The sequence below is a fragment of the Amycolatopsis sp. WAC 01375 genome (assembly GCF_003947325.1).
Taxonomy (GTDB): Bacteria; Actinomycetota; Actinomycetes; order Mycobacteriales; family Pseudonocardiaceae; genus Amycolatopsis.
In genome coordinates this window covers 49,806-73,741 of sequence record NZ_QHHW01000017.1, presented here as the reverse complement: position 1 = coordinate 73,741, position 23,936 = coordinate 49,806, and the positions used below count along the sequence as shown (strand labels likewise).

Here is a 23,936-nt window from a genome sequence, read left to right as displayed (position 1 = left end):
ACCAATGGTGTCACGACACTACTTACGACATAGTCCATATGGGCGTATTGCATTGGTCTCAGAGGGGGAGAATTCTTTGTCCAGATTCAGTCTGGTCCGCTGCGGCGTGCGCGGAATAGCCGCGCTATCCATCGCTGCGACGCTGGCCGGTGGCGTCGCAGCGGCTCCGGCACAAGCGACCGAGCCCACTCCGTCTTCGGCGGCGTCCACGCAGGCCGTGCCGGAGTCGACCACCGACGAAAAGGCCGCGGCCGCGCGTGAGCTCAACCTCCTCCTCACGCCCGAAATGGCGGTGATGAGCGATAAGAACTTCGTGATCACGTTGTGGCAGAAAGCCCGCGAGGGCAGTCAGGTCAAGTCCGCCGCGCTCAAGGCGTTCACAGACACGACTGACGAGAACGCCTGCTACACGTTCATCAAGACCGGCATTTTCGAGGCCGTCCGGCTGGACCAGATCGAGCTGGCGAAGAAGGCAGAGCGCGACCGTCAGCGGCTTGCGGCCGCTGCCGAGATCGGCTGGGTCACCGTGCCGCAGGCGCAATTGGACGGTTCGCTGGAGAACTTCGTCTTCAAGCTGTGGGAGATGTCGGAAGAGGGCAGCGATGTCAAGAAGGGGGCCGCGGCTGTCCTGAAGACGGGTTCTACGGACGACCAGCGCCAGGAGTTCGTGGTCACGGGGATCTACACTGCGTCTGCAGCCGACAAGAAGCGCAAGATCGAGGAAGCCGAACGTCTCGAACGCGAACATCTCGAGCGCCAGGCGAACCGGACGGCGAAGGAACGCGCCTGGGCGGCCGCGACGAAGTCGACGGCCACCGAAGAACTCAAGAACCTGCCCGATCACGAGTTCATCTACGAGGTGATCAAGCGCGCCATCGGCCCCAAGGTGAAGGCGGCGGCGCAGGTTGCCTACGACAGTCGTGACGCGGCGGCGTGGAAGGCGTTCATCTTCACCGGTGTGCACGAGGCACACCAGGCGGACATCAAAGAGCAGGAACGGCTCGACGCAATCGAGGCCGAACGTCAGATCCGGGTTATCCTCGACAGGGCCGAACGCGACGGCTATCAGCCGAACCTGGTCGCCGCAGCCCGCGCCGCCCTCGCAGGCACCACCGCCCAGCGCAACGAGTTCCTCCTCACCGGCCAGCACGCCGCGGCCAAACTCGACCTGATCAAGCCGGCCGACAAGCGGGTCGTCGAACTGCAGGGCATCCAGTCCGGCCGCTGTCTTTCGGTCGCCGGCCTGTGGGACACGCCGGGCCGGGGCGCGCTCGCCGCCGGCGCAAGCGGCGAGCTCTGGGACTGTGCCCGCAGCCCGAAGCAGGTCTGGGAGCTGCAGGCCACCGGCGGCAGTCAGTACCGTCTGCAGAACCTCGCGTCCAAGATGTGCTTGGACATCAGCGGCGACAACGTGATCCAGAACCCATGCAACGACCACCCGAACCAGCGATGGGAATTCCTGGAAAACGCCGACGGCACGTTCCAGCTGAAGAACGTCGGCTCCGGCCGATTCGCCACCGCGGCCGACTCGGGTACCGGCAACGCGACCTTGATCGTGCAGTACACCAACACCAACTCGATTGACCAGCGGTGGCGCCTCATCGATCCGACCCACGTCTCGTGGACCGTCGAGATGCGACTTGGCACCATTCAGATCAAGGGTGTTCACTCCGGCCGGTGCGTCCAGGTTGCGGGTGTCTGGGGCACGCCGAATCAGGGCGCCAATGCCGACCTCGCCGGCACCGAACTCTGGGACTGCGCTGGCGGAGTCAAGCAGGTCTGGGAACTGGTCCCCTTGGGCGACAAGAAGTACGGCTTGAAGAACAAGAACTCCGGAAAGTGCCTCGACGTGCGCTACGGCGAGGTCGCCAACGGCACACCGCTGATCCAGTTCGGCTGCCACTACGGCGGCGCCCAGCAGTGGGTGTTCGTCCAAGGTGACAACAACACCCTCGGCCTCGCCAGCGCCCTGACCGGCAAGTTCGCCGACGTCACCGGTTGGCAGACCGGAAACGGTGCGGGCATTTCCCAGTACGACGGCACCGGCAGTGCCAACCAGCGCTGGACGATCATCCAAATGACCACCGCGTAACCGACGGTATCTCTTCGAAGGCCGCCATCAGTGAGAGCGTTCCTGGTGGCGGCCTTCACTATTCGGCTGATCACTGCTTTCGGAGCGGCCTTGGCCGAAGGGCCCAGTACTCCCACGGCAGATAGAGCCGGGACAGCGCACTCGCGATGGCAGCGAATGATCTAGGGGAGATGCCATGCGCGATCAGCACTACGCCAGTCGCGAGCACAGCGATGAACGAGTCAGTTCGGAGGTTTCCACTGCACGCGCACAGCGTGGCGCATCGGTGCCGCCGCTGTTACCGAGCATGTTTGCCTGCTGTCGTCGAATGGCTTCGAACCCGGACAGTCGCCCATCGTTGCCGAGGCAGGCGGGGCCGCCCGTGAGTGTCATGGGTCGGGCCACCGCGCTCCCGCAACCTAGTCAAGACCGTCGCATGGTCGACGTTAAGGTGTTCTCCGACTCGAGCCAGGGACCAGCCGAGATTGTAAAGATGGATCGCTTCATCGACCTGCTCAGGTGACAACCCCCGTCGGCGTATCTGCACACCATTGCGATGAAGAATGTCGCTGACCGTTCGACGATTGATGCCAAACCGGGCGCCCAGATCGTAGGTCGTGGCCCCTCGAGGTAGCCATCGATCAGCGCTTGGATCTGGACCGCGTCGAGTTGCCGCGCCCGCCTCGGTTTCGACCGGTCGACAGACGACGCAGCGAACTCCGACGGGTCAGGAAGCTTCCGAAGCAAGGTCTCCATGGCTTCTACCTGGGGTTTTGTGTTGTAGCAAGCTCCCCCAGGGTCCACCCTAGAGTTCTTACTAGAACAATTGCCTGAATGAATGCGCAGCGGGCTGGTCGGCGTTCGCGGTTTCGAACCCCCCGCTTTCTACGCTAGCTCGCGACATCGCGGAGCCTCTCCTCGACTTTGGTCCGAGAAAGAATGCTGTCCGCTCGCGCAACCGGCGTGCGCACTTTTCTGATCACCGATTACGGCACGACCTGGTCGCGCATTTCGGGGCTGAAGCGAATCGCCGTGTAGTGCGGCCCTGCCGGCGCGGCCCAGGAGAGGTTGCCGATCTCGTCGGCGTGGCGCCGGACCGCCCGGGCTGCTCTAGCGGACGGGGGCCTTCCCGGTAGAAGTGCGGCGGGTGCGGGTGGCGAGTGACTTGACGGTGGCGAGGGTGTCGAACTCGCCCGGCGGGTCGGCGGGGATCCGGGCGGGGTCGCCGAGAACGGAGCCGCTGAACACCTCGGCGGCGATGTCCCTGCCGAGGACGGTGCCCGCGGCGTGCAGGCCGGACAACGCGGCACCGGTGACGCCGGGGCCCCAGGCGGTGCTGACGCCCGCGATGAACAGCCCGGGGATCTCGGTGCGGGGGCGTGGCCGGAACGGGCCGAACTGGCCGACCGAGCATTCGATGCCGTAGGGGGTTCCGTCACTGACCCGGGTGTAGCGGGTCTGGGTCATCGGGGTGGCCGCCTCCACCCAGCGGATGTGGTCCTCGATTCCGGGAAAGGTCTCCGCGACCCGCGCCACCATGGCATCGGTGGCGAGCTGCTTCATCTCGCGATAGGTCTCGCGGTCGCCGTAGGCACCGTCGTCGGCCGGGTCCAGACCCCAGAACTCCGGGTCGGCGGGCACCATGCTCATCGCCTCGATCACCGATCCACCGCGCGGCGCGTACCGCGTGCTGTGCGGGTCCTTGGTCGTGGTGACGGTGATGAAGGCCGGCAGCCGCCGGTGTGCCTGCCGGGCTCGTTCCTGCCGGTCGTAGCCACCGGCGTTCTCACCGAGATCGCGGATCAGCGCGCCGACGTCCTCGCCGGTCGGGCAGGCGAAGTAGTTGGTGTTGGGCATCCGGTCGGCCAGATCGATGTCGACCCCGAGATAGACGTTGAAGAACGGCATCGACATCCGATACGCGCGGATCCTGCGCAGTGTCCGCGCGCGCAGGTGCTCCTCGCCGACCAGATCCAGGTAGGTGCGTTTGATGTCGGCGGTGGACACGACCACCGGTGCGCGCAGCGTCTGGCCGCCGGCCAGGCGCACGCCGGCCGTCCTGCCGTTCTCGATCAGGATGTGGTCCACCTCGGCGCGGGTGCGGATCTCGCCGCCGTGGGCGACGATCGCCTGCGCGAGGCGTGCGGAGAGCACCTGGCCGCCGCCGCGCGGGTACCAGCCGCCGCTGCTCAGGAAGTACTGCAGGAAAGCGGCGTGCAGCACTACCGGCGTGCGGCTGGGCGGGGAACCGTACGCACCGCAGTGCACCGACAGCACCGCACGCAGCTTCGGGCTCAGCCGGTGGACGTCGAAGAGCCGGGCCAGTGGCACCATCGCCCAGGGTGCGTACCGGCCGCAGCGGGCGGCGAACCTGGCGATCTCGGTGAGCGAGGACGGGGTGGCGCTGAGGTCGACCTGCCGCCCGATCCGCTCGAACACGCGGACGATCCGGGTGATCTTCCTTGCCTCATCGGGGAAGGCGTCGATCAGGTTGCGCCGGTACCCGTCCCAGCCCCGGGGGACGCGCACGGTGAGATCGGGGAAGGTGATCGTGTCGAACCCGTCCGAGTCCATCGGCAGGAACTCGACCCGCCCGGCCTGGCCGAGTCCGTTGAGCAGCATCGGCAGTTTGCCGCCGGGCAGGCAGTCGCCGAGGTAGTGAACGCCGACGTCGAATTCCCACTTGCCCGCCCGGCGGAAGACGTGGGTGTTCCCGCCGATCACGTCGTAGGACTCGAGGACGAGTACCCGCTTTCCGCTCACGGCCAGGTATCCGGCCGCGGTGAGCCCGCTCATGCCCGAACCGATCACGAGCGCGTCCCAGCCGTTCTCCGCTACATCCATGACAACCTCCACCCTTGCTTCCTGTTACCGGAAGTCATAGTTACTTATGACGGTCGGTATAGTCAATGCCAGCGTGAGGAACACGCGAACCGGATGAATCGAGCGAAGTAGCAGGTCTCATGCATGAGCGCGACCCAGAAGGTATGCCGAGCGATATAGGATGTCGGCTATGGCAGACCCTGACTCGGCGCGCGAGCGCATGATCGGCGGCGCGATCGACCTGTTCCGCCGGCGTGGCGTCGCCGCGACCTCGCTGGCCGACATCGTGGCGCACTCCGGCGCGCCACGCGGATCCGTGTACCACTACTTCCCAGACGGGAAGACCCAGCTCGCGAGCGAGGCGACCGAACACGCCGGGCGGGTGATGGGGGCGGCGATCAGCGGGCTGGTCAACACCAAGGGGCCGGTCGCGGCGCTGGACAGCTTCGTGGCGTTCTACCGGGACCAGCTCGTGTCGAGCGAGTTCACCTCAGGCTGTCCGGTCGTCGCCGGCGCGCTCGGAGCCGGTGAGTCCGACGGCGTCCGCGCGGCGGCGGACGCGGCCTTCACGTCATGGGAGGAGACGCTCACCGCGGCACTGTGGCAGCAGGGACTGCCCACGCAGCGAGCGGGCAGTCTGGCCACCCTGGCGATCTCGGCCATCGAAGGCGCCTTGGTGCTGGCCAGGGCCCAGCGATCGACGCGTCCGCTGGATCGCGTCGGCGAGGAACTGGCCGCACTCGTAGGCGGCCTGCTCGGCCGGTGACCGCGGTCAAGGTCAGCCGACCGGTCGGAGGAGACGTGCCGATTCACCGTGTGAAGGCGTAGTGGATGCTGGTATCTCGATCGCCAGGGTCTGCACGTCGACCACGCCGGACGGCCGAGTCCGGCAGGGCACGGGACACTGCCGCGCCGGGCTGATCGCGTTCGCTGTCCGAACAAGTGCCCTCCGATCCCCCGTTCTCCCGACGTTCGCTGCTGCGCGCCGACGGTGATCTCGCCACGACGACTGCATTGCTCGGCACGGGCGCGGTGTTCGCCGGGCCGGCTTCGGCCGCGGTGCCGCCGTCCAAGCATTTCGACCTCACCAAGCCCTCCTACGACGAGTTCCGCGGCAAGATCCTGCAACGGCAGGACCGGGCACGCTGATGGGCAGGCGGTCGAGCCGCGGCGCCATCTTCGGGCCAGCTGACTCATTCCCGGCGCGCCGCGGCGTAGGTGGCGGCCGCCAGCGCGGCCGCGAAAAGTGTGTACGAGGCGAGCAAACCGGTGCCGGAGGAGCTCAGTGCGCCGCCGATGGCCCGGCCAAGCAGCTGCCCGACGCATTCCGCGGTGATGACGGCGGTCGCCAGCTCCGCCGCGGTGAAACCGCTCGCGTCCGCGGTCGTCGCTCTGAGGTAAAGGCCGGGATAGGCGAGTCCGACGCCGATTCCGGCGACGGTCCAGGCGACGAGGGCCACGGTGAAGGAACTTCCGAAGGCAACAACAGCGGTGCCGAGGGCGGTCAGGCCCAAGCCCACGACGGGAAAGCGCGCCGAGGTGATCTTCGCGGCCACCAGGCTGGTCACCGCCCAGCCGAGCGGGGCGGCGCTCAGGACGATCGCCGCCTGCCCGAGGCTCACCTCGAGCTCGCTCGTCAGAAGCACGGTGATCAGGCTGTCCGCGCCGAAATAGCCGATCGCGAACAGCACCATCGCGCCGAGCGCGGCGGGGGTTCCGGACCGCAGCCGTGCGGTGCCTGGAGGCAGGATCGCGATCATTCCGGCGACGGCGATCACCGCCCCGGCGAGCGCGAGCGGCCAGAAGCCCTTGCCGAACACGACAAGCGCCGCTCCGAGCGGCACCGACAACGTCCGCAGCAAGGGCCGGGGCGCGTCGTCGCGTGTGTCGTCGCGGGCAGCGCGTACGACCAGCAACCGTCCGAAAAGGACGAACGGCACCGGCAGCAGCAGAGTCCATCGCCAGCCGACGAGCCGTTCCAAGCCGAGGGTCGCCGCCGGGCCTGCCAGGGCGGGCACGATCCACATCGCCGAGGACGCCGCGATCACGCGGATCCGCAGCCGGTCATCGAGATGCCGGATCGCCGAGCTGACACCGAAGATCGCCAGCAGGCCACTGGCGAGCCCGGCGGAGAACTGGCCGAGGGCGAACATCCACGCCGCCCGCGCCATCGCGGCCAGGAAGAGACCGCCGAGGTAGGCGATCATCCCGATGGCGAGAGTGCCGCGCGGCCCCAGGCGGGCGAGAACCCGGCTCGCCAAGGGAAGTGCGACGAAGAGTCCCAGCGTCGAGCCGGCGATCAGGAGCCCGAGGTCGCTCCGCGCGCCGAGATCGCCGGCGACGACGGGCAACAGGGTGGAGGCGACGAATCCGGTGACGGCCGCGGCGAACTCGAGCGCGACGATGCCGACCGCGAGGAACAACGGGCTCGCGCGCCGGGTTCCGATCACGTGTAGAGGTCTCGGTCGTACAAGTTGAGCTGCACCCAGACACCGTCGGGATCCTGGACGCGCATCGAATGCCCGAAGCCTTCGTCCATCGGCGGACCCGGCTCGAATCCGGCGGCCCTCAAGCGCTCCGCGACGTCCTCCAGGGGTTCGTCGACTTCGAAGGCCAGTTCGCATCGGCCCACGTCGTCGCCGGAAGACCGGTGGACGGCCAGCATCCCGCCCTCAGCGGGCATCTCGACCCAGCCGCCGGGGCGCGACACCGGCCCGACCCGCAGGCCGAGTACCTCGTAGAACCGCGTCATGGCCTCGACGTCCGAGCTGTACCGGATCGGCATAACCTTCATCGTGCGCGTTCCTCACTGGTCCGCAGGTACTCCTCCAGCACCCGTTCGACGAACGACGAAAGCGATTCGTCGGCGTCGACGGACGCGTGTTTCACCCGCTTGATGAGGTCGTTCGGCAGATAGACGTTGAATTGCCGTTTGGCGACCTGGGTCATGCTCGCATGCTAGCAAGTGAGCATGCGGTCATGCGAGCGATCGCGGAGCACCAGCGGGACCGTGGCCAGCGCCAGTGCGGCGCCGATCCAAGGGATGGCGGTCAGCGAAGCTCCCAGGTTCAGTGCCCCGGCGGCGAAGGCCGGGGTGAGGCTGATGCCCAGCTGGAAAGCCGAGACCGTGGTCGCTCCGGCGAGGGTCGGGGCGGAAGAGGCGATGGTGAACACCCGCCCGTAGAGCGCCGGGTTGAGCACGAAGGCCGCGACTCCCAGCAGGAACACCGTAGGCACGACAACCCAGGCGGAATCGGCGAAGAAGGCGAGCAGCGCCGAAAAGACCGCGATGCCGACGGCGCCGCCGAGCAGGGCGTCGTGCGGGCGCCTGTCGGAGATCCGGCCGCCGAGGGACAGCCCGGCGAAAGCACCGATTCCGAACAACGCGAGGACCGCGGGGATCCAGACCGCCGGAAGGACGTCCGCCAGCATCGCCGCCAGGTAGTTGAAGGACACCATGTACGCGGCGGTGCTCAGGATCGTGATCGCGTAGATGCCCCAGAGGCGTGGCGTCCGCATGGCGAGCAGTTCCCCCGAAAGGCTCGGCGCGGCGGACGCGGTGGCGGGCAGGCCGACGGCGCACGCGACCACGCCCAGCACGGTGAGCATTACGACGCCCCAAAAGCCGCCGGTCCAGTCGGTGAGGTTGCTCAGCAGGGTGCCCGCCGGTCCCCCGGCCACCATGGCGACGCTGAGTCCGGCGACGACGACGCCGGAGGCGCGGGCGTTGCGGTCGGGAGTCACCAGGCTGATCGCCGTCACGGCCGCGACCGCGAAGAAGCCGGCGTAGGCCAGACCGGCGACGAACCTGGTGACCAGCAGGATCCAGTAGTCGTCGGCGAGCAGGCCGGTCGCGATGGCGGCGGCGAAGACGGCCTGCGTGGTCATCAATGCCGTTCGCCGCGGCCACTTCAAGCTCAGCACGGCGAACGGCGGGCCGCCCAGCACGACGCCGAGGGCGAACGCGGTGATGAGCGCGCCCGCGGAGGACAGGGAGACGCCGAGATCGGCGGCGGCCGAGGGCAGGACCCCGGCCATCAGGAACTCGGCGCTCCCCATCGCGAACAGGCTGAAAGCAAGGAGATAGACCCCGAGGGGGAGGCGTTTGGTCTCGATCATGGCGCCAGCATCGGCGGCTTCTGGCTGTTTCGGCAAAGAACTTTGCCGGAACCGGGACGACCTGCTGTGCTGGCGATATGGAGAGCGACCCCACTGTCACCGCGGCGATCGAACTGATCGCGCCCCGGCTGCGCCGCGCCCGGGAGAAGAAGGGCACGACGCTGATGGAGCTCAGCCGCGCCACCGGCATCTCCACCAGCACCCTGTCCCGGCTCGAATCCGGACAACGCAAGCCGAGTCTCGAACTGCTGCTGCCGGTGATCGCCGCGCTGGGCCTGCGCGTCGACGAGATCGTCTCGTCACCGAGAGTGCTCGAACCGCCCTCGGACGGCCGTGTTCTCATCCCGCTCACGCGGCACGAGAACGGGCCGCGCGCCTACAAGATGACGATCCCGGCGGGCGACGACGAGCCCCGGCCGCGAACGCACGCCGGCCGCGAATGGCTTTACGTGCTGCGGGGAAGGCTCCGGCTCGTCCTCGGCGACCAGGAGGTCGTGCTCGGTCCCGGCGAGGCCGCCGAGTTCGACTGCCGGACGCCGCACTGGTTCGGCGCCACCGGCCGCGGGCGGGTCGAGGTGCTCAGCCTGTTCGGCGAACAGGGCGAACGGGTCCACGTCCGCGCCCGCACCCGGTGATGTCAGTGCCTTTGGCGGAACCCGCGACTACCAGCGCTCAGACGCGCTGCTGGATACGGATCAGGTTTCCGGACGGGTCGCGGACGGCGCCGTCACGCAGGCCGTACGGCTGATCGGCGGGCTCCTGGATGACCTCGGCGCCCGCCTCTTGGAGGTGTTTGAAGAGGCCGTCGAGGTCGTCGGAGGAGAACAGGATGCTCGCGTAGGTGCCCTTGGCCATCATCTCGCCGATGACGCGGCGCTCGTCCTCGGTGATACCCGGGTCGACGGCCGGCGGGTGCAGCACGATCGACACGGGCTGCCCCGGCGGGCCGACGGTGATCCAGCGCATGCCGTCGTAGCCGACGTCGTTGCGCACCTCGAAGCCGAGGGTGTCGCGGTAGAACGTCAGTGCGGCTTCGGGGTCGGTCTGCGGGAGGAAGCTCCCGTGAATGGCGATGTCCATGACGGTCACGCTAGGTGAGACCGGTTCGCCGCGCTTCTCGATTCCTGATCGGTCCTCGGCTAGGAGATCCGCTTGGTCAGATGCACGGTGACCCGGTCGCCGATGTCCTTCTTGATGATCTTCCGGAACGGCTTGCGCAGCGGCATCATGTGCACTCCGCCACCGATGGGCAGCATGCTCACCTCGTAGTCGTGGCCGTCCACGGTGCCACTGACCTTGACGGCCTTGCCGGTACCGAAGAACTCCGCGGAGTCCGGCATGTTCACGCACGGCCAGCCGCTGTTCGAGTCGGGGATGACCTCGGCGGTGAACGTCACGTCGATCGCCCGCGGTGTCGTGTCAGCCATGCTTTTCACTCTTCCTTGCCGCCTGGATCGCGGCGACAGCGCGGTCGACGTCGGCTTCGGTGGTGCTCCAGTTGGACACGGAGATGCGCATCAGGCGCCTCCCGTGCCAGGTGGTCGCGCCCATCCAGCACTCGCCGGAACGCTGGACGGCTTCGACGATCCTGTCCGTTTCGTCGCCGAAGCCGACGAGGACCTGGTTCAGCACCACGTCGCTCACGACGGTGATGCCTTCGCTCGCTTCGAGTTTCTCGGCGAACCTCCTTGCCAGCGCGCAGCATCGTTCGACCATCTCGGCGATCCCGGCGCGGCCCAGCTCGCTGAGCGCCGCCCACGTGGCGAACCCGCGGGCCCGGCGGGAGGACTCCGGCACGAAGTCGCTCGGCGCTCGCACCCCGCCGTCTCCCTGGCCGGTCAGGTACGCGGCCGTGAGCGCCATCGCGGCCCTGTGCGACTCGGGATGGGCACAGAAGGCGTAACCGCTGTCGTAGGGGACGTTGAGCCACTTGTGCCCGTCGACCGCCCACGAGTCAGCCGTTTCCAACCCCGCGGTCAACTTCCTGAGCGAGGGGGCGGCGGCAGCCCAGAGCCCGAAAGCGCCGTCGACGTGGACCCAGGCTCCGTGCCGGTGGGCGATCTCCGTCGCGGCGGCGAAATCGTCGAAAGCGCCGGTGTTCACGTTTCCGGCCTGGAGGCAAACGATTGCGGGCCCGTCGAGCGCCTTCGCGAGGTCCGCGATGTCGATGGCGCCTTGGCCGTCCGCGCGCACCGGCTTGACGGCGTCGGTGCCCAAGCCGAGCAAGCGGAGGGACCGGTCGATCGTCGCGTGCCGCTCTTCACTGGCGATGACCCGCAGCGGCGGCGCCCCGTGCAATCCACGGCGTTCGACGTCCCAGCCGGCCCGCGCCAGCACGTGATGCCGGGCGGCGGCCAGGCCGACCGTGTTCGCGCCCTGCCCGCCGGTCACGAACCCGAAAGAGGCACCGGACGGGAGGCCGAGAACGTCCTTGAGCCATTCGCCCGCCACTTCCTCGACGATCGCGGCGGCAGGCGAGGTGACCTTGTTGAACGCGGGCTGATCCCAACCGGTCGCCAGCATGTCGGCCGCCGTCGCCGCTTCGAGCGCTCCCCCGGTGACGAACCCGAAGTACCGCGGCCCGGTGTTCGCCACCAGCGCCGGCTCGACGGCGTCGGCCAGCCGCCGGATCACGTCGGCGGGTGGGACCGGTTTCTCGGGCAGGTCACCGAGCTTTTCCCGGACACCCGTCGTGTCGTGCGGGAAGACCGGGCCGTCGGCGACGCTTTCGCGGTAGCCCGCCACGCGGGCGGCGACCTCGGCCAGCAGACCGCGTAACTCTTCTTTGCCGCGGGGCTTCATTCGCTCATGCTTTCACGACCGCGGCCGTGAGGGCTCCTTCTTGAACCAGGCACCGGCCAGGAACAGAGCGCCGATGAGCAGCAGGATGATCGTTCCGGCGTCGAAACCACCCAGCAGTCCGAGCAGGACCGCCCACGCGACGACGCCGCAGCCCAGCCAGCCGGGCGCGCGTTCGCCGCGCCGGGTCGACCGGACCACCAGAGCGCCGAGCAGCAGCAACGGCACCCCGAAACTGCCCGGGCTGAGCCAGAACGCCTCGGCCATGGGGAGCCGGTCGGGCGAAGGGTCCAACGTGACCGTGTTGAAGAATCCTTCGTCGAAGATCCGCGCCCAGACTTCCTGGCGCATCGTAGCGGCGACCACGGTGTGGAAGAGGCCACCGCCCAGCGCGAGAATCCCGCCCCAGGTGGCAGGGTCGCGCCACCGGACGCGGATGGTGGTCGCTTCGGTCGTCTTGTCGATTGTCGTCATACGCATCAGGCTGCTCGCCTGCTCGACGGGAATCCTCGGCCCGAGGTCGCCGGTACCTCCACCGAAATGATGAGATCGGCTCAGCTCGGACGCACGAGTCCGTTCTCGTACGCGAAGATCACCGCCTGCACCCGGTCACGGACCCCGAGCTTCGCGAGGACGTGGCCGACGTGCGTTTTCACCGTGGCTTCGGAGAGGAAGAGCCGCTTCGCGGTCTCGGCGTTGGAGTATCCCTGCGCGATCTCCAGCAATACGTCGCGTTCGCGCCCGGTGAGCCGGTTCAGCAACGGAGAAGTTTCGCGTGCGACCGCGAGCTGGTCCAGCATGCGACGGGTCGTGGAGCGCGCGATCACGGCATCGCCCGCATGGACGGCGCGGATGGCGTGCAGTACTTCGTCGGCCGACGCGTCCTTGAGCAGGAAACCGCTCGCGCCGGCGCGCAGGCCGGCGATGGCGTACTCGTCGAGGTCGAACGTCGTCAGCAGGATCACTTTGGGCGCGTTCTCGCGGGCAGCGACCACTCCGGTGGCCTCGACCCCGTCCATGCGCGGCATCTGGACATCCATCAGCACGACGTCGACCCGTGTCTCGGCGAGCTTCGCGACCGCCTCCACCCCGTCGGCGGCCTGGAGGACGATCCGGATGTCGTCGGTCGCGTCGACGACCATGGCCAAGCCGGTCCGGACCAGTTCCTGGTCGTCGACCAGTGCGACGTCGATCGTCATCCCGAAGCTCCTTGTTCGCCGACGCGGAACTCCGCGCGCACCCTGAAACCGCCGTCGACGGGACCGGCATCGAACGTACCGCCCGCGGCTCGCACGCGTTCCCGGACACCGTTCAGGCCGGCGCCCGTGCCGGGAAGCGACGGCCGCTCGCCGGCACCGGCTCCGTCGTCCTCCACGACGAACACCGACGCGTTCGGGGTGTGCGTGATCGTGACCGCGACAACCGTGCACTGGCCCGCGTGTTTGACGCTGTTGGTCAAGCCTTCCTGGACGAGCCGGAACGCCGCCATGGCCGCGCTCGCCGTCAGCACGCCGGGCCTGCCCTGTTCGGTCAGCCGGACATCGACACCCGTCGCGCGGACACGCTCCACCAAGGCCGGGATCCCGGCGAGCGAAGGCCGCGACTCGGTCTCCCGCAACACCCGCAACGTGTTCCGCATGTCGGCCAGTGCCTCGCGGGCGGTCCCGGCGATGACGGAAAGCGCCTGTGCCGCGCGGTCCGGCGACTTGGAGGCGATGGCGGAGCCGCCTTCGGCCTGGCGCACGATGACCGCCAGGGAATGGGCGACGATGTCGTGCATGTCGCGAGCGATGCGCTGACGTTCGCCTGCCGCGGCACGCTCGGCGGTTTCCGCGGCCTCGTCGGCAAGGCGTCGTCGCCGGTCGAACCGGAAACGGCCAACGACCCAGGTGCCCGCCACCGCCGCGACCAGGGCGAGAACGGCCAGCAGCAGGGTGAGCCACCCCGTGGGGAGCGCGCCGTAGGCCGTCGCCGTCCGAGCCGTGCACAGCAACGCTCCGAGCACGCTGATCCCGAGGGCGAGCAGGCTTTCGCGCAGCGGCCGTCGTGCGGCGACGGCGTACAGAAGCACCAGGTACGCCGCCGACGTCGGGAGAAAGAACAGCGGGATCTCCATGCTGTCGCTCGCGCTCGCCAGCCCCAGTGGCGCGGGCCGGACCGTCGTGTTCGGCAGCGCGACGGTCACCGCCATCCCGAGTCCGGCGGAGATGAACGCGGCTTGGGTGGCGATCCTCCGCAACGCGACGGTGGCCAGCACCGTGAACCCGCAGAGGCCCGCCACCCACAGCGTCCAGGCCGGGGAGTCGGCCACCAGGAGGATGTCGAGCGAAGGCGGCCCCAGCAGTGCGGCGATGGCCACGGCGAAAAGGGCGTCCAGAACGGTCGGGTGTGTCCGCGTCCACCGGTCCACGCGGTCGGTCCACGTCACGGCCACGATCGTAGACACCGCTCACCGCGCGGTACAGATCGCTGACCAGGCGGGGATGTGACGTTGGGAAACCTTGTTTGACCTGCGCCGGAATGCCCCGGTACCGTGTTGTGTTAGCACTCTTGTCGGCTGAGTACCGGCGAAAATCCGGTTACACTCTGCAACCGCCTGCCCGGCAGGTTCAGGGCGCATTTCCTTGTCTCGCAACAGAATCACCGCGTTGCCGAAGTATCAGCGTCTGGCACCGTCTGTGACTGTCTCCGGCAGCTTGGTGGCGTCCACGGAACAGGTACGGAACAGACCCGGAACGCGGATATGCCCCCGGACCTGGTGTTTGTCCGAGGGCATATCCACTCTAGCTCGCTACTCGCCGCCATCGTCCAGGAAGCCTTCGATCCGACGGTTGGCAGCGTCACGCGTCCCGTGGACGAACTTCGCGTAGATCTTCGTCAGCATGTCGACCGTGTGCCCAGCTCGCTCCGCGACGTCAGGCAGAGCGACACCCGCAGCGATCCACGACGAGACCGCCGCATGGCGAAGGTCGTAGGGCCGAGCGGCCAGCGGCGAGGCGACCTCTCCCGGCAGCAGCGCCAGCGGCCGGACCAACCTCCAAATGTCACTGTAAGAAGACTGGCTGATCGGACCGCCCTCGCTGGTTCGGAACAGCCGACCATCCGCCGCCAGGCCCTCCCTGTCGATGTACTCGGACAAGATCCGAACAAGCACCGGAGGAATCGGGACGGTTCGCCGGTGCTCTTCCGGACGGTGCTTCAACGATCGAACCTGGTACGTCTGCCCGTCGTCGCTGTATCGCGCGGCGGAACTCCCTAGGGAACTCGGCAGGACCAACTCACCCCAACCCGACTGAGGCAGCTTGCAATGCACGTCAGCAAGGAAGCGGGCCTCACCGGGCCGAAGCGCGGCGTAGTAGAGCGTGGCGAAGAAGGGCCGCCACGACCGGTTCCCGCCGCGCGGGCGAACGTAGGTGACCGCAGTCAGCAACTCCCGGGCCTGGACCGGGTTCACGACCACTCCAGGGTCAACCTCTCGCTCACTACCGAAGTGGACCAACTTCACCCCGGAGAGTGGATTCCCTCCGAGGTAGCCGCGCCGCTCAGCGAAGTCGAGAGCTGGAAGCACCGCGCTTTTACGGGTGTCGACTGTCCGGGTGGCCGCCTGCCGACCATCGAGCTTCCGTCGAAGCGCACGCCCGAGCTCCAAGATCCCGTCTTCGGTCGCAAGGTCACCCACCTTCCGAGAGTGGCCCTCAAGCCAGGCTGCAACGTCTCGAATCTCGTCCGACGGCTCAACCCGGGAGACTTCGGGCGGCAGCACAAACGTTGTCAGCGCACGCCGCACCAAGGCCGGTTCAATCCCCGGTTCTTCAGCCAGAAACCCTTGCACGGCAACAGCTAGGCCATCTACGAGCCGATCACGCGACCGAGGCGACATGTCCGGCCAGACCTGGTCAAGGTACTCACGTGCCACCCGCAGCAACGTCGGTGATCGTTCCTCCCGGTAGATCGATTCGGGTAGCCCGGTCTCGATATCGAAGGCTTCACCACGATTCATGGCCTGCTGAAGCTTGGACAGCTCCGCCTTGGCCAATGCCTTGGTAGCAAACCATTCCGAGTGTTCCTTGCCCGCCGTGATCCAGCGGACGCCGTAAGGCCGCCGACGCTTCTTGCCGGTCTTCTTGTCCGGCGGCATGGTCTTGATCTCCCATAGCCGGACTTGGCGCGTCGGTTTCATGCCGCACGCTCCTGCCTGCCGTTCAGCCACTCTCGCACCGCCGTGAGCGAGAAGCGAAGGTGACCGTTAGGCAGCTTGATAGCCGGAGGCGCCGTGTTGATCTCCCGCCACTCGTACAAGGTGTCCCGACTAATGCCCAGGAACTCGCACAGTTCCGGCGTGCTGAGAAGAGTTTCTAGCTGAATCGCGTTGTTGTTCATGTTGTCCCCCAATTCAGGCCGCTAGCGGAGTTGCCGAAGTTTCCGGACGTTCACTAGGTGGCCCTTGCGCGGCGAGTAGCGCCCTGTCGTACTCCGCTCTCCAGGTGATCCGTTCGGAGATGGCGCGCATCACCAGGTGATCCCGTGGCGGACAGTGGGTGTCTCCAGGTTCAACCTTGCGCCAGACAAACCGATCCGGTGCAGGTTGTTCCTTGGTGATCCCGACAGCGGCCAGCGCGTCCAGGACGAAGCCCTTCCGGTCCGCCTTGTGATCAGCCACCGTCTTGCCCGACCACTTCCGAGACACCAGAACCCGCCGCCCAGGAAGCCCGAGCGTCGTTCGACGGTGGGCACGGCCCTTGCAGTGGCCGGGGACGGTCTTACCGTTAGCTCCCTTGGGGTTGATGCCGTACAGCAGCCACACCGCGCACCGAGGCGAACACGGGGTCACCGACAGTTCAGCGTGCAACCGGTCGTGATGATCCCGCTGCGCGGCAGTGTCCGCGTCGACCACCTCACCGGTGGACTTGGTCAGGTACTTGGTGAGGTAGCCGATGTGACGCCCTGATTCCTCCGTACCTCCCAAGATGCCCTTCGAGTGCACCTGACGGCCGAACGTCACTACGTGCGCGGGTTCCTCCACCGCCTCCCGAGCTTCATCGAACGACGGCAGAGGCTCCCGCGTGTCCGGGTCCACAAAGGAGCGGGAGTCCATGTCCCACAACGGTTCCCGGTCCGCGTAGACGATCTCGTCGTGCTCAGGCCACCACACCTGATGGTAGGTGGCCTCCGTGACCATCCGGATGACTTCGTGGGAGATGGAGCCACGGAGGGCGGTGTGCAGGTGTGGCGCCGCCCGCCGTTGGGGTTCCACGGTGGCGAAGTACTGCACATCCCAGCCGACCACGCGCCGCAGGTTCTGCCACCACCTGTCCACCAGCGCCGAGAAGTGCACCGCGTCCCGAGCCGCCCGCCGGTAGTCATACGTCGACGGGTTCACCGGCGAGCCGTCCGACCGCACCGGGCCGTAGGTGTCGCAGGTGAGCGTGACGAACATCGACGGCCGGAACTTTCCCGCGTACTCGCGGCCCACGGTGGTCTTGGTGACCTTGCGGCGTGGCAGGTTCGGCGCGTCCTGCCGCCGTTTGGTCGACCGCTTCACCGGACGCTTCTCCGGGACGTCGAGGGCAGGCAGGCGACCTGTCATCCCGGACGCCCGCAGCTCCTCGTCCACCGAGGCGACCTCCGCGCGCAGCTCCTCAGCCTCGACCTCGTCACCGGCCGCTGTCACGTCCCGGTACTGCGCCGCCAGATCAGCCCGGAACGTCAGCAACTCCGTTTGAGTCTCGGACGGGGTTTCCCGTTCGAGGACGGGTTCCTCGGTCAGGTGCCAGCCCTCACGGCATTGCGCCTGCCGTAGCGCCTTTGCCTTGCGGGCACAGGAAAGGCAGACCGATTCCACTGTGGACCCACAGGGCACGGGGACGTAGCGGATCTCGCCGGTTTCGGTGTCGCCAACCTCCATCGTGAACGGCCGGACACAGACGCCGTGCTTCTCCGCGGTGGCCTTCACGACCTCCGCCGACAGCGCCCCGCGGATTCGTCCATTCGTGGCCGGCGGGGCGACCGCACCTGCTTCTACCTGGGGATCTGCCGTGTTCGACTCGGCCATCACGCCGCCACCTCCCCGGTTGCGGCCCAGCCGCGCAAAACGGCGATGGGCAGATCCTGACGGACGCGCGCCGGGAGATCCAGGAACACGTCAGGGTCGTATTCCGCGACGCCGTACACCTTCACCGGGACACCACATGGGGTCCGGCCCGCCACCGACAGCACGACACTGTCACCGGGTGCGCGCACGATCGATCCGGTCACGGTGTCCAACGTGGACACCCACCGCAGCAACGCCGACGCCACCGCGTCCAGCTTGGTCACGTCGAGCTGTACCGAGATCGGATCGAGGTGCGAAGACACCGACACCAGCGCCGCCGGAGGCAGCACGTGTTCGTCCAGGTGGTCCCGGATCGCGTCCAGGAAAACCAACAGCCGATTCATGCCGTCCCCCTCTCGCCGCCACGTCGGTCGGAAAGGTGGATCACCGACGCGCCGCCGTTGGTGACGTAGTGCTCCAGGGCCTTGACCGTCGCGTCCGACACCCAGCCCGCCCGGACGCGCAGCGGTTCGCGGATGCCTTCACCCCACACGTAGCCGACACCGGCCGAGCCCTCAGGGACTCGGTTCGCCCACGCACCGCGTTCGTAGGCGCCCTCTCCGAGGACCATCGGGACCTGAGTTTTCGACGTCAGCCGCAGCGCCACCCGCCGGGGAAGCAGCTCCCGCACGGGAACGGTGTCCTTCGTCGGCTCCTGCACATACCCGCGCACCGTGAACAGCAGCGCCCGCCCTTGCGTGGCCAGGACCGCCACCCGCTCCACAATGGCCTCACGGGTCTTGCGGTCGGTGTAGCGGGTCAGAGCGCCGATCTCGTCGAACTCCAGTAGCTCCAACGGAAACTCCGTCGAGAGCGGTACCTCACGGGTGCGTCCGGCGAAGACGCGCTTACGGTTCTCCAGCTCATCGATCAGCGCGTCAAGGATCTCCAGGGCCTCCTTGCCCGACTGGCCGTAGCGGGTGAAGATCCCGCGCCCATAGGACAGTTCCATCGCTTTCGGGTCGATCCCCGACATGCGCACCAGACCGGCGCGGATGGCCGGGGCAGCAGACACCAGCGGGGACCACATCACCGACCCCTTACCGGCACCCGTCGCACCAGCCACCAACGTGTGTGCGCCACGGCCCATGAGCGGCACCGTCCAGGGCGTGCCGTACTCGGTCGACCCCGCATAAACCGCCCGCAGATCCACCCCAGTGCCGTCCACGGACACCATCTCCGGTACCGGCAGGCACGTCACCGCCGAGTCGAGCAAGTCACGGCACATGAAGTCGATGGACACCACATTGGGCTCCAGCTCCCGCACCTGGCACCGCTGGACCTTGCGCGCTACCGCCAGCTCCCGCGCGACCTCGTCGAAGTCTTCCGGCTTCTGGCCCGGAACCAGCCGCACGCGGACCTCGTCCCACGACGGGCCGGAGCGGACCGACAGCAGTTTCGGCACCGCCACCCCAGACTCCTGACGGGCCTTCGCGACCGCCTCACGCTTGCGCCGCCGAGAAACCAGGTTCACCGTCACGTCGACCGGGATCGCGTCATCCCGCACCGTCAGCCCGCAGGCGTGCAGCCAACCGGCGAGCTTGCGCCCGTAGAGCGCCCAGCGCAGCCACCACGCCCGCAGCCACCGCCCGCACCACTGGTCATAGCCGACCTCGTCCAGCCGCCACCACACCAGCAGCACCGCCGCCAGCACGCCGACCGTGACGACGAGGGATACCCAGCCCAACAGCGTGCACCAGGCCCACAACGCCACCAGGGCGAGGCAGGTACGCCAGTGCGTGACCAGTTGCCGAATAATCCAGCCGACCGCCCGCAGCAGGCCCCACAGCGCTACGCCGAGGACCGCCAACGCGGCCAGCGCCTCGAACACACTTGCCAGCACACGGCCGACCTTGGCCAGCACCCACAACACCACCGCCAGACCACCGCCGACCGCGAGCGTGGTCATGATCTCCTGGGTGTTCATCGCCGATCACCCCGCTCACCAGCAGCGGGAACCACTATCGGCAGCGGCAGCATCCCCAAGCACGGGGAGCACTTCTCCTCACCCGGCAGCAACCGAGCGAACCGCTTGCATTCCGTACAGCGCGTTCGGGTGACCCCCGTTGACGCGCACTGTGTGCCGTCATTTATCTTCGTCATTGTTCACTGCTCCAGTGGACAGGCGCAGAACCGGTTTAGGTTGGTAGCCAGACGGCCGGTTCTGCGTTTTATAGGGACATTTTTAGCCACGTGGGGACGTGTTTATCCACCACACGTCCCCACGTGTGGAAATTGTCGATATTCAGTTTTCTTCTAAATAATCAGCTACGTGGGCGCGCACGCTCCGGGCGCGCGGACGCGTACTTCGCGTATCGACTGCTCGCGGTTTCGACGTGACGGGCAGACCACTCGAAGAGCTGCACTCGCGGAATGTCCAGCGCGTCCGCGAGACGCAGAATCATCGGAACGCGCTCGATGCCGTAGATTCCTCGTTCGATCGCGGACACGGTCTGCGCCTTCATGCCAGCCCGGTCCGCTACCACGACCTGCGATAGACCGCGCAGAGCCCGAACCCGAGCCAGCAACGCCCCAAGGGGCACATACTTTCCGGCCTCTACATCCGGAAAGGTCACCCACTTCGGGGTCGCGTCGCCGTTCTTCACGTTAATTCCCACCACTTTCCAGCCTTGCATCCGAGCCACTTAGATCCTTTTTCAGTTCACTGATCTTCGCCGCCAGCGCCTCCGCTTCGTTGTCCTCACGTGAGGCCCAGTATCGAATCTCGTGATGATGGAACCTGTCCACATCGGACAACACGTGGTACATCTTCGCGTTGGCCCGACGCCATTTCAGCCAGGTCGCGAGGTTCGCACCCGGCAGCGGGCGAGTAGTCGCCGCGACATGGTGCGCATCTTTCAATGTCTGCGGCTCATTCCTGCCGGGAGTTGTCATCACAAGCCCCGTTCGCCGCGCGGCTTTCGAGCAGTGCGGCCAGTTCGTCCGCGCAATCGCGGAGTCGGCGAAGGAAGACGGCCCGATCCGGCCAGGTGCCCCGATTGTCCGGCGGCCTGATCATCAGCAGGCCAGCGGTGCCCGACAGGACCAGCGCCGGGGGTGCCCCCGGACTCGAACCAGTCTCCTCCACCGTCACCTCGTCCCACGGGCTGATCACCCATGTCGGACCGAGTCGCTCCCGCATGCTCGTCACCTCCCGCCCTGCGTTCCCACTCCCGTGCTTGTTCCTCGAAGGCTTGCGCAGCCGAGCCCACGGCAGCGACCACCCACCACGGCTGACCACGGTCACCGGCCAGAGCGCGCCAGGCCTGCGCGACCGACCGCGACGCCGCCGCCATCTCCCGCGCAACTTCCGGGTTCGCGCCCCGCGACCGAGCCACCGCGTCCGACGCGTCCCGATAGGCGCGGTACGCCGCCTCCCACGCCGACACCTGCTTGTTCGGCATCACGACACCGCTTCCCCGTAGAAGTCAGTGCCGTCACGCGGCCTTGGCCGAGGACTCACCAGCCGTCGACCGAGGCGCCTTCCCGCCCGAGGCCGAGCCCGTGCCACTCGCCGCCGCCTTGAACCCCGTCGCACGGAACACGTAGGACAAGTACTTGAACTCACCCTGCCCGGTCACCTTCGGCTCAGCGGTCAAACCGTCCAGCCCCACCGGCCGCATTCCCGGCATCACTTCCGCCGTCGTCGGCACCGGCTGCACATCAGCCAACAGCGTGATCTCAAACGATGCCCGCTTCGCTTTCGTCTCACCAAGATCGGTCGCCGTGAACTTCCACTGCCGCTTTCCGGTCGCCTCGTCGATCCGCTGCCTCGTCGGCCGCCCCTGCGCCCGCTCCTCACGCGATTGGTATTCGTTGTCCGGCGACACTTCGCCCACCATCACGAGTCCCTGCGGAAACGCATCGTCGTGCTCAACGCTGAATCGGATGCCCTTTTCGATCGCCATGTCGTGTTGAACCTTCCCGCTTGTCGGATACGCCTTTACCGGCGTACCTACAACAATCGGCCAAATGAGTGTCCCGTCACGACACCGTCTCGGTCTCGCCTCACAGCGTCTCGCACTCACCTTGTCTCGTCTTGTCTCGTCTCGCGTGCTACGTTGGTCTCATGAGCCCCGACACCGCAGCTCAGGCAGCCCGGCCGATCGTCCTCAAAGTCCTGCTTCGGGGACGGCACTTGCAGAGCTACCGCGCGTTCTGTCGCGAATACGACAAGGTGGCCGAGAAGGTCGACAAGGGACTCAGGGGCACCTATCCCAGCAAAGCGCAGTTCTACCGATGGCTCTCCGGCGAACTCGTCGGCCTGCCCTATGCCGACCACTGCCGAATCCTTGAAGCGATGCTTCCGGGATGGCAGGCCGAACAACTCTTTGAGCTACACGATGGCGGGATCGAGTTCGTACCCGAGCCTCATACGTCTCCGGCGACCGAAGCCGCGACCCCGCCAAGCTCCGCAATGGAGCCGAACAGCAACCCGGAAGTCGTCGAAGTCTTCCCGCACCGCAGTGCAATCCCGGCCGACCTATGGACTCGACTACTAGACGACTGCGGTGAACGCGTCGACATTCTGTGCCTAGCCGCCCTGTTCCTCGTCGAGCGACCCACTTTTGCCAAGCAGATCAAGCAGAAAGCCAGCGATGGAGCCAAGATTCGGCTCCTATTCGGCGATCCCGAAGCGGACGAGGCCACGAAACGCAGCAAAGAGGAACAGCTTGACGCGCGCACCGTGTCCGCCCGCATCCGCAACGCCCTAGCGTTCCTGCGTCCGCTCGATGGCGTGCCCGGCGTAGAGGCACGGCTGCACACGACCACGCTGTACAACTCGGTGTTCCGGTTCGACGACGAAATGGTCATCAACACCCACGTGTACGGGCTCCCCGGCGCGCATGCCCCCGCGCTGCACGTCCGACACACGCCGAAGGGCGACATGTTCGAGACCTACATGGAGAGCTTCGAGACCGTCTGGACTGCCGCCACACCGCTGACCTGGTAAGCAAGGAGCTATGGCACGCCGAGACCACTACCACAAACCGAACGCGCCCAAAGCGAACTCCCTACGGGTCGCCGTCAGCGCGTTTGTCCTGGACGAGGCTGGCCGGCTGCTGATGATCCGGCGCACCGACAACGACAGGTACGCCATCCCCGGTGGCGGGCAGGAGTTCGGCGAGTCGGTGACACAGGCCGTGGTCCGCGAGGTCGAGGAAGAGACAGGCCTGATCGTCGAGGTCACCAGCTTCATCGGGATCTTCTCCGACCCCGACTACGTCATCGAGTACGACGACGGTGAGGTCCGCCAGGAGTTCTCACTCTGCTTCCGCGCCCGCCCGGTCTCCGGCGAGCTACGCACGAGCAGCGAGAGCAAAGAGGTTCTGTGGGTCGAACCAGCCAAGCTGGACGGCCTCAACATCCACCTCGCCATCCGGCTCAGGATCGCCCGCGGCTTCGAGGGTGCTGACCAGCCGTTCTACACGTAGTCGATGCCTGCCGCCCGCAGCCGAGCCTCTGTTCGGTCAACAGCACTCGCCAACTCTGGCCGCGCTACCTGGATGAACGTCGACACGACATCATCGGGTCCGTAACGCTGCTGAATCTCCTTCGCCCGCTCGTCGAAGGTCACGACTTCGCCGTCCGGCGAGGTCGTCATGTCAGCCCACCACAGAGCGTCCCTCAGCGGCGTCCGCTCGTCCATCCAGGCTGCCAGCTCATCGACCAAGCCCCGTAGCTCCGCCTCTAGGTACGCCGCCGAATGGTGCGCCACCAACGCACACAACCGCTCAGGGGCACCTACTTGTTGTAGGTACCGGGCACCGTCCAGTGCGTGCAACCCAGTGACCGACAGCTCCGGTGCGTACCCAATGTCATGGACCAGGCCAGCCGCAGCGAGCAGGTCCACGTCGTCGGTGTCGAACATTCGATCCACGACTCGCGCCCGCCTGTAAACCCCATGAACATGGGCCCAACGACGCGGCAACTGCCTACCGAGCCAGCTGGCAGACAGCTCCCTGCCCCACCTAGTCAACTCCACTTGCTAACGATATCGGTTGGATGGAGCTACGCACGAGGGTCAACGCG

Annotated in this window: 27 protein-coding genes; 6 read left to right on the top strand and 21 right to left on the bottom strand. The window is 67.1% G+C overall.

The genetic code is table 11. The features are described 5' to 3' along the window. The first annotated feature begins 4 nt into the window (after positions 1–4). Entirely contained in the window at positions 5–2,092 is a 2,088-nt protein-coding gene (locus DL991_RS07705; protein ID WP_125782414.1) for an RICIN domain-containing protein, read from the top strand. Positions 2,093–3,181: 1,089 nt separating this feature from the next. Here DL991_RS07705 and DL991_RS07695 read toward each other — a convergent pair. Next, positions 3,182–4,915, bottom strand: coding sequence for an NAD(P)/FAD-dependent oxidoreductase (locus DL991_RS07695; RefSeq protein ID WP_125782412.1), 1,734 nt, complete (start codon positions 4,913–4,915; stop codon positions 3,182–3,184). Between the two features lie 169 nt (positions 4,916–5,084). Here DL991_RS07695 and DL991_RS07690 point away from each other — a divergent pair, with 169 nt between their 5' ends. Beyond that, positions 5,085–5,660: a TetR/AcrR family transcriptional regulator gene (locus tag DL991_RS07690; protein WP_233598708.1), complete on the top strand. Its 576-nt coding sequence runs from the start codon at positions 5,085–5,087 to the stop codon at positions 5,658–5,660. 176 nt (positions 5,661–5,836) lie between these two features. Beyond that, a complete protein-coding gene (locus DL991_RS07685) occupies positions 5,837–6,043 on the top strand; it encodes a hypothetical protein (protein WP_233598707.1) in 207 nt (68 codons plus the stop codon). 44 nt (positions 6,044–6,087) lie between these two features. Here DL991_RS07685 and DL991_RS07680 read toward each other — a convergent pair whose 3' ends face one another. Genes DL991_RS07680 through DL991_RS07665 form a run of 4 tightly spaced genes read right to left on the bottom strand, consistent with a single transcriptional unit; the run spans position 6,088 to position 9,013 of the window. Next, positions 6,088–7,344 carry an MFS transporter gene (locus DL991_RS07680; protein ID WP_125782410.1) on the bottom strand — a complete coding sequence of 419 codons (1,257 nt, stop codon included), beginning with the start codon at positions 7,342–7,344 and terminating at the stop codon, positions 6,088–6,090. Beyond that, positions 7,341–7,688: a VOC family protein gene (locus tag DL991_RS07675; RefSeq protein WP_125782408.1), complete on the bottom strand. Its 348-nt coding sequence runs from the start codon at positions 7,686–7,688 to the stop codon at positions 7,341–7,343. Before DL991_RS07675 ends, DL991_RS07680 begins: the two co-directional genes overlap by 4 nt. Then, complete coding sequence (locus DL991_RS07670) at positions 7,685–7,843, bottom strand: CopG family transcriptional regulator (protein ID WP_125782406.1); 159 nt, start codon at positions 7,841–7,843, stop codon at positions 7,685–7,687. Before DL991_RS07670 ends, DL991_RS07675 begins: the two co-directional genes overlap by 4 nt. A gap of 9 nt (positions 7,844–7,852) precedes the next feature. Then, positions 7,853–9,013: an MFS transporter gene (locus tag DL991_RS07665; protein WP_125782404.1), complete on the bottom strand. Its 1,161-nt coding sequence runs from the start codon at positions 9,011–9,013 to the stop codon at positions 7,853–7,855. 77 nt (positions 9,014–9,090) lie between these two features. Between DL991_RS07665 and DL991_RS07660 the strand changes: the two genes are divergently transcribed. Continuing rightward, positions 9,091–9,648, top strand: coding sequence for a helix-turn-helix domain-containing protein (locus DL991_RS07660; protein WP_125782402.1), 558 nt, complete (start codon positions 9,091–9,093; stop codon positions 9,646–9,648). Positions 9,649–9,685: 37 nt separating this feature from the next. On the opposite strand, the gene DL991_RS07655 is transcribed toward DL991_RS07660, so the two are convergent. The 15 genes from DL991_RS07655 to DL991_RS07585 all read right to left on the bottom strand — a co-directional run bounded on the left by DL991_RS07655 (position 9,686) and on the right by DL991_RS07585 (position 21,811). Beyond that, on the bottom strand, positions 9,686–10,093 hold the full coding sequence (locus DL991_RS07655) for a VOC family protein (protein WP_125782400.1): 408 nt from the start codon (positions 10,091–10,093) through the stop codon (positions 9,686–9,688). A 59-nt stretch (positions 10,094–10,152) separates the two neighbouring features. Continuing rightward, the gene (locus DL991_RS07650; RefSeq protein ID WP_125782398.1) at positions 10,153–10,440 is read right to left on the bottom strand and encodes a DUF1905 domain-containing protein; all 288 of its coding nucleotides are present in this window, start codon (positions 10,438–10,440) and stop codon (positions 10,153–10,155) included. Then, entirely contained in the window at positions 10,433–11,815 is a 1,383-nt protein-coding gene (locus DL991_RS07645) for an aminotransferase class V-fold PLP-dependent enzyme (RefSeq protein ID WP_125782396.1), read from the bottom strand. Before DL991_RS07645 ends, DL991_RS07650 begins: the two co-directional genes overlap by 8 nt. A 12-nt stretch (positions 11,816–11,827) precedes the next feature. Further along, positions 11,828–12,286 carry a DUF6463 family protein gene (locus tag DL991_RS07640; protein ID WP_125782394.1) on the bottom strand — a complete coding sequence of 153 codons (459 nt, stop codon included), beginning with the start codon at positions 12,284–12,286 and terminating at the stop codon, positions 11,828–11,830. An 80-nt stretch (positions 12,287–12,366) separates the two neighbouring features. Beyond that, positions 12,367–13,011 (bottom strand): response regulator transcription factor, encoded by a 645-nt coding sequence (locus tag DL991_RS07635; protein WP_125782392.1) that lies wholly within the window; start codon positions 13,009–13,011, stop codon positions 12,367–12,369. Next, complete coding sequence (locus DL991_RS07630; protein WP_125782390.1) at positions 13,008–14,240, bottom strand: sensor histidine kinase; 1,233 nt, start codon at positions 14,238–14,240, stop codon at positions 13,008–13,010. Before DL991_RS07630 ends, DL991_RS07635 begins: the two co-directional genes overlap by 4 nt. Before the next feature lie 363 nt (positions 14,241–14,603). After that, a complete protein-coding gene (locus DL991_RS07625) occupies positions 14,604–15,992 on the bottom strand; it encodes a tyrosine-type recombinase/integrase (RefSeq protein ID WP_125782388.1) in 1,389 nt (462 codons plus the stop codon). After that, positions 15,989–16,192, bottom strand: a complete 204-nt coding sequence (locus DL991_RS07620; protein WP_125782386.1) for an AlpA family transcriptional regulator — start codon at positions 16,190–16,192, stop codon at positions 15,989–15,991. The genes DL991_RS07625 and DL991_RS07620 overlap by 4 nt, the downstream gene beginning before the upstream one ends. 13 nt (positions 16,193–16,205) lie before the next feature. After that, a complete protein-coding gene (locus DL991_RS07615) occupies positions 16,206–17,864 on the bottom strand; it encodes a replication initiator (RefSeq protein WP_233598706.1) in 1,659 nt (552 codons plus the stop codon). Next, positions 17,864–18,247: a hypothetical protein gene (locus tag DL991_RS07610; protein ID WP_125782384.1), complete on the bottom strand. Its 384-nt coding sequence runs from the start codon at positions 18,245–18,247 to the stop codon at positions 17,864–17,866. The genes DL991_RS07615 and DL991_RS07610 overlap by 1 nt, the downstream gene beginning before the upstream one ends. Beyond that, complete coding sequence (locus tag DL991_RS07605) at positions 18,244–19,830, bottom strand: FtsK/SpoIIIE domain-containing protein (protein ID WP_233598705.1); 1,587 nt, start codon at positions 19,828–19,830, stop codon at positions 18,244–18,246. The genes DL991_RS07610 and DL991_RS07605 overlap by 4 nt, the downstream gene beginning before the upstream one ends. A 337-nt stretch (positions 19,831–20,167) precedes the next feature. Next, the gene (locus DL991_RS07600) at positions 20,168–20,509 is read right to left on the bottom strand and encodes a helix-turn-helix domain-containing protein (protein WP_158634392.1); all 342 of its coding nucleotides are present in this window, start codon (positions 20,507–20,509) and stop codon (positions 20,168–20,170) included. A 1-nt stretch (position 20,510) separates the two neighbouring features. After that, positions 20,511–20,798 (bottom strand): AMED_5909 family protein, encoded by a 288-nt coding sequence (locus DL991_RS07595; protein WP_125782380.1) that lies wholly within the window; start codon positions 20,796–20,798, stop codon positions 20,511–20,513. Continuing rightward, on the bottom strand, positions 20,776–21,045 hold the full coding sequence (locus DL991_RS07590; protein WP_125782378.1) for a hypothetical protein: 270 nt from the start codon (positions 21,043–21,045) through the stop codon (positions 20,776–20,778). Before DL991_RS07590 ends, DL991_RS07595 begins: the two co-directional genes overlap by 23 nt. A gap of 295 nt (positions 21,046–21,340) precedes the next feature. Then, positions 21,341–21,811 carry a hypothetical protein gene (locus DL991_RS07585; RefSeq protein ID WP_125782376.1) on the bottom strand — a complete coding sequence of 157 codons (471 nt, stop codon included), beginning with the start codon at positions 21,809–21,811 and terminating at the stop codon, positions 21,341–21,343. 161 nt (positions 21,812–21,972) lie between these two features. Here DL991_RS07585 and DL991_RS42895 point away from each other — a divergent pair, with 161 nt between their 5' ends. Beyond that, positions 21,973–22,857 carry a hypothetical protein gene (locus DL991_RS42895; protein WP_199753858.1) on the top strand — a complete coding sequence of 295 codons (885 nt, stop codon included), beginning with the start codon at positions 21,973–21,975 and terminating at the stop codon, positions 22,855–22,857. 10 nt (positions 22,858–22,867) lie between these two features. Then, the gene (locus DL991_RS07575) at positions 22,868–23,338 is read left to right on the top strand and encodes an NUDIX hydrolase (RefSeq protein WP_125782374.1); all 471 of its coding nucleotides are present in this window, start codon (positions 22,868–22,870) and stop codon (positions 23,336–23,338) included. On the opposite strand, the gene DL991_RS07570 is transcribed toward DL991_RS07575, so the two are convergent. Continuing rightward, entirely contained in the window at positions 23,329–23,889 is a 561-nt protein-coding gene (locus DL991_RS07570) for an HD domain-containing protein (protein WP_125782372.1), read from the bottom strand. The two genes, DL991_RS07575 and DL991_RS07570, sit on opposite strands and share 10 nt — an antisense overlap. Positions 23,890–23,936: the final 47 nt, after the last annotated feature.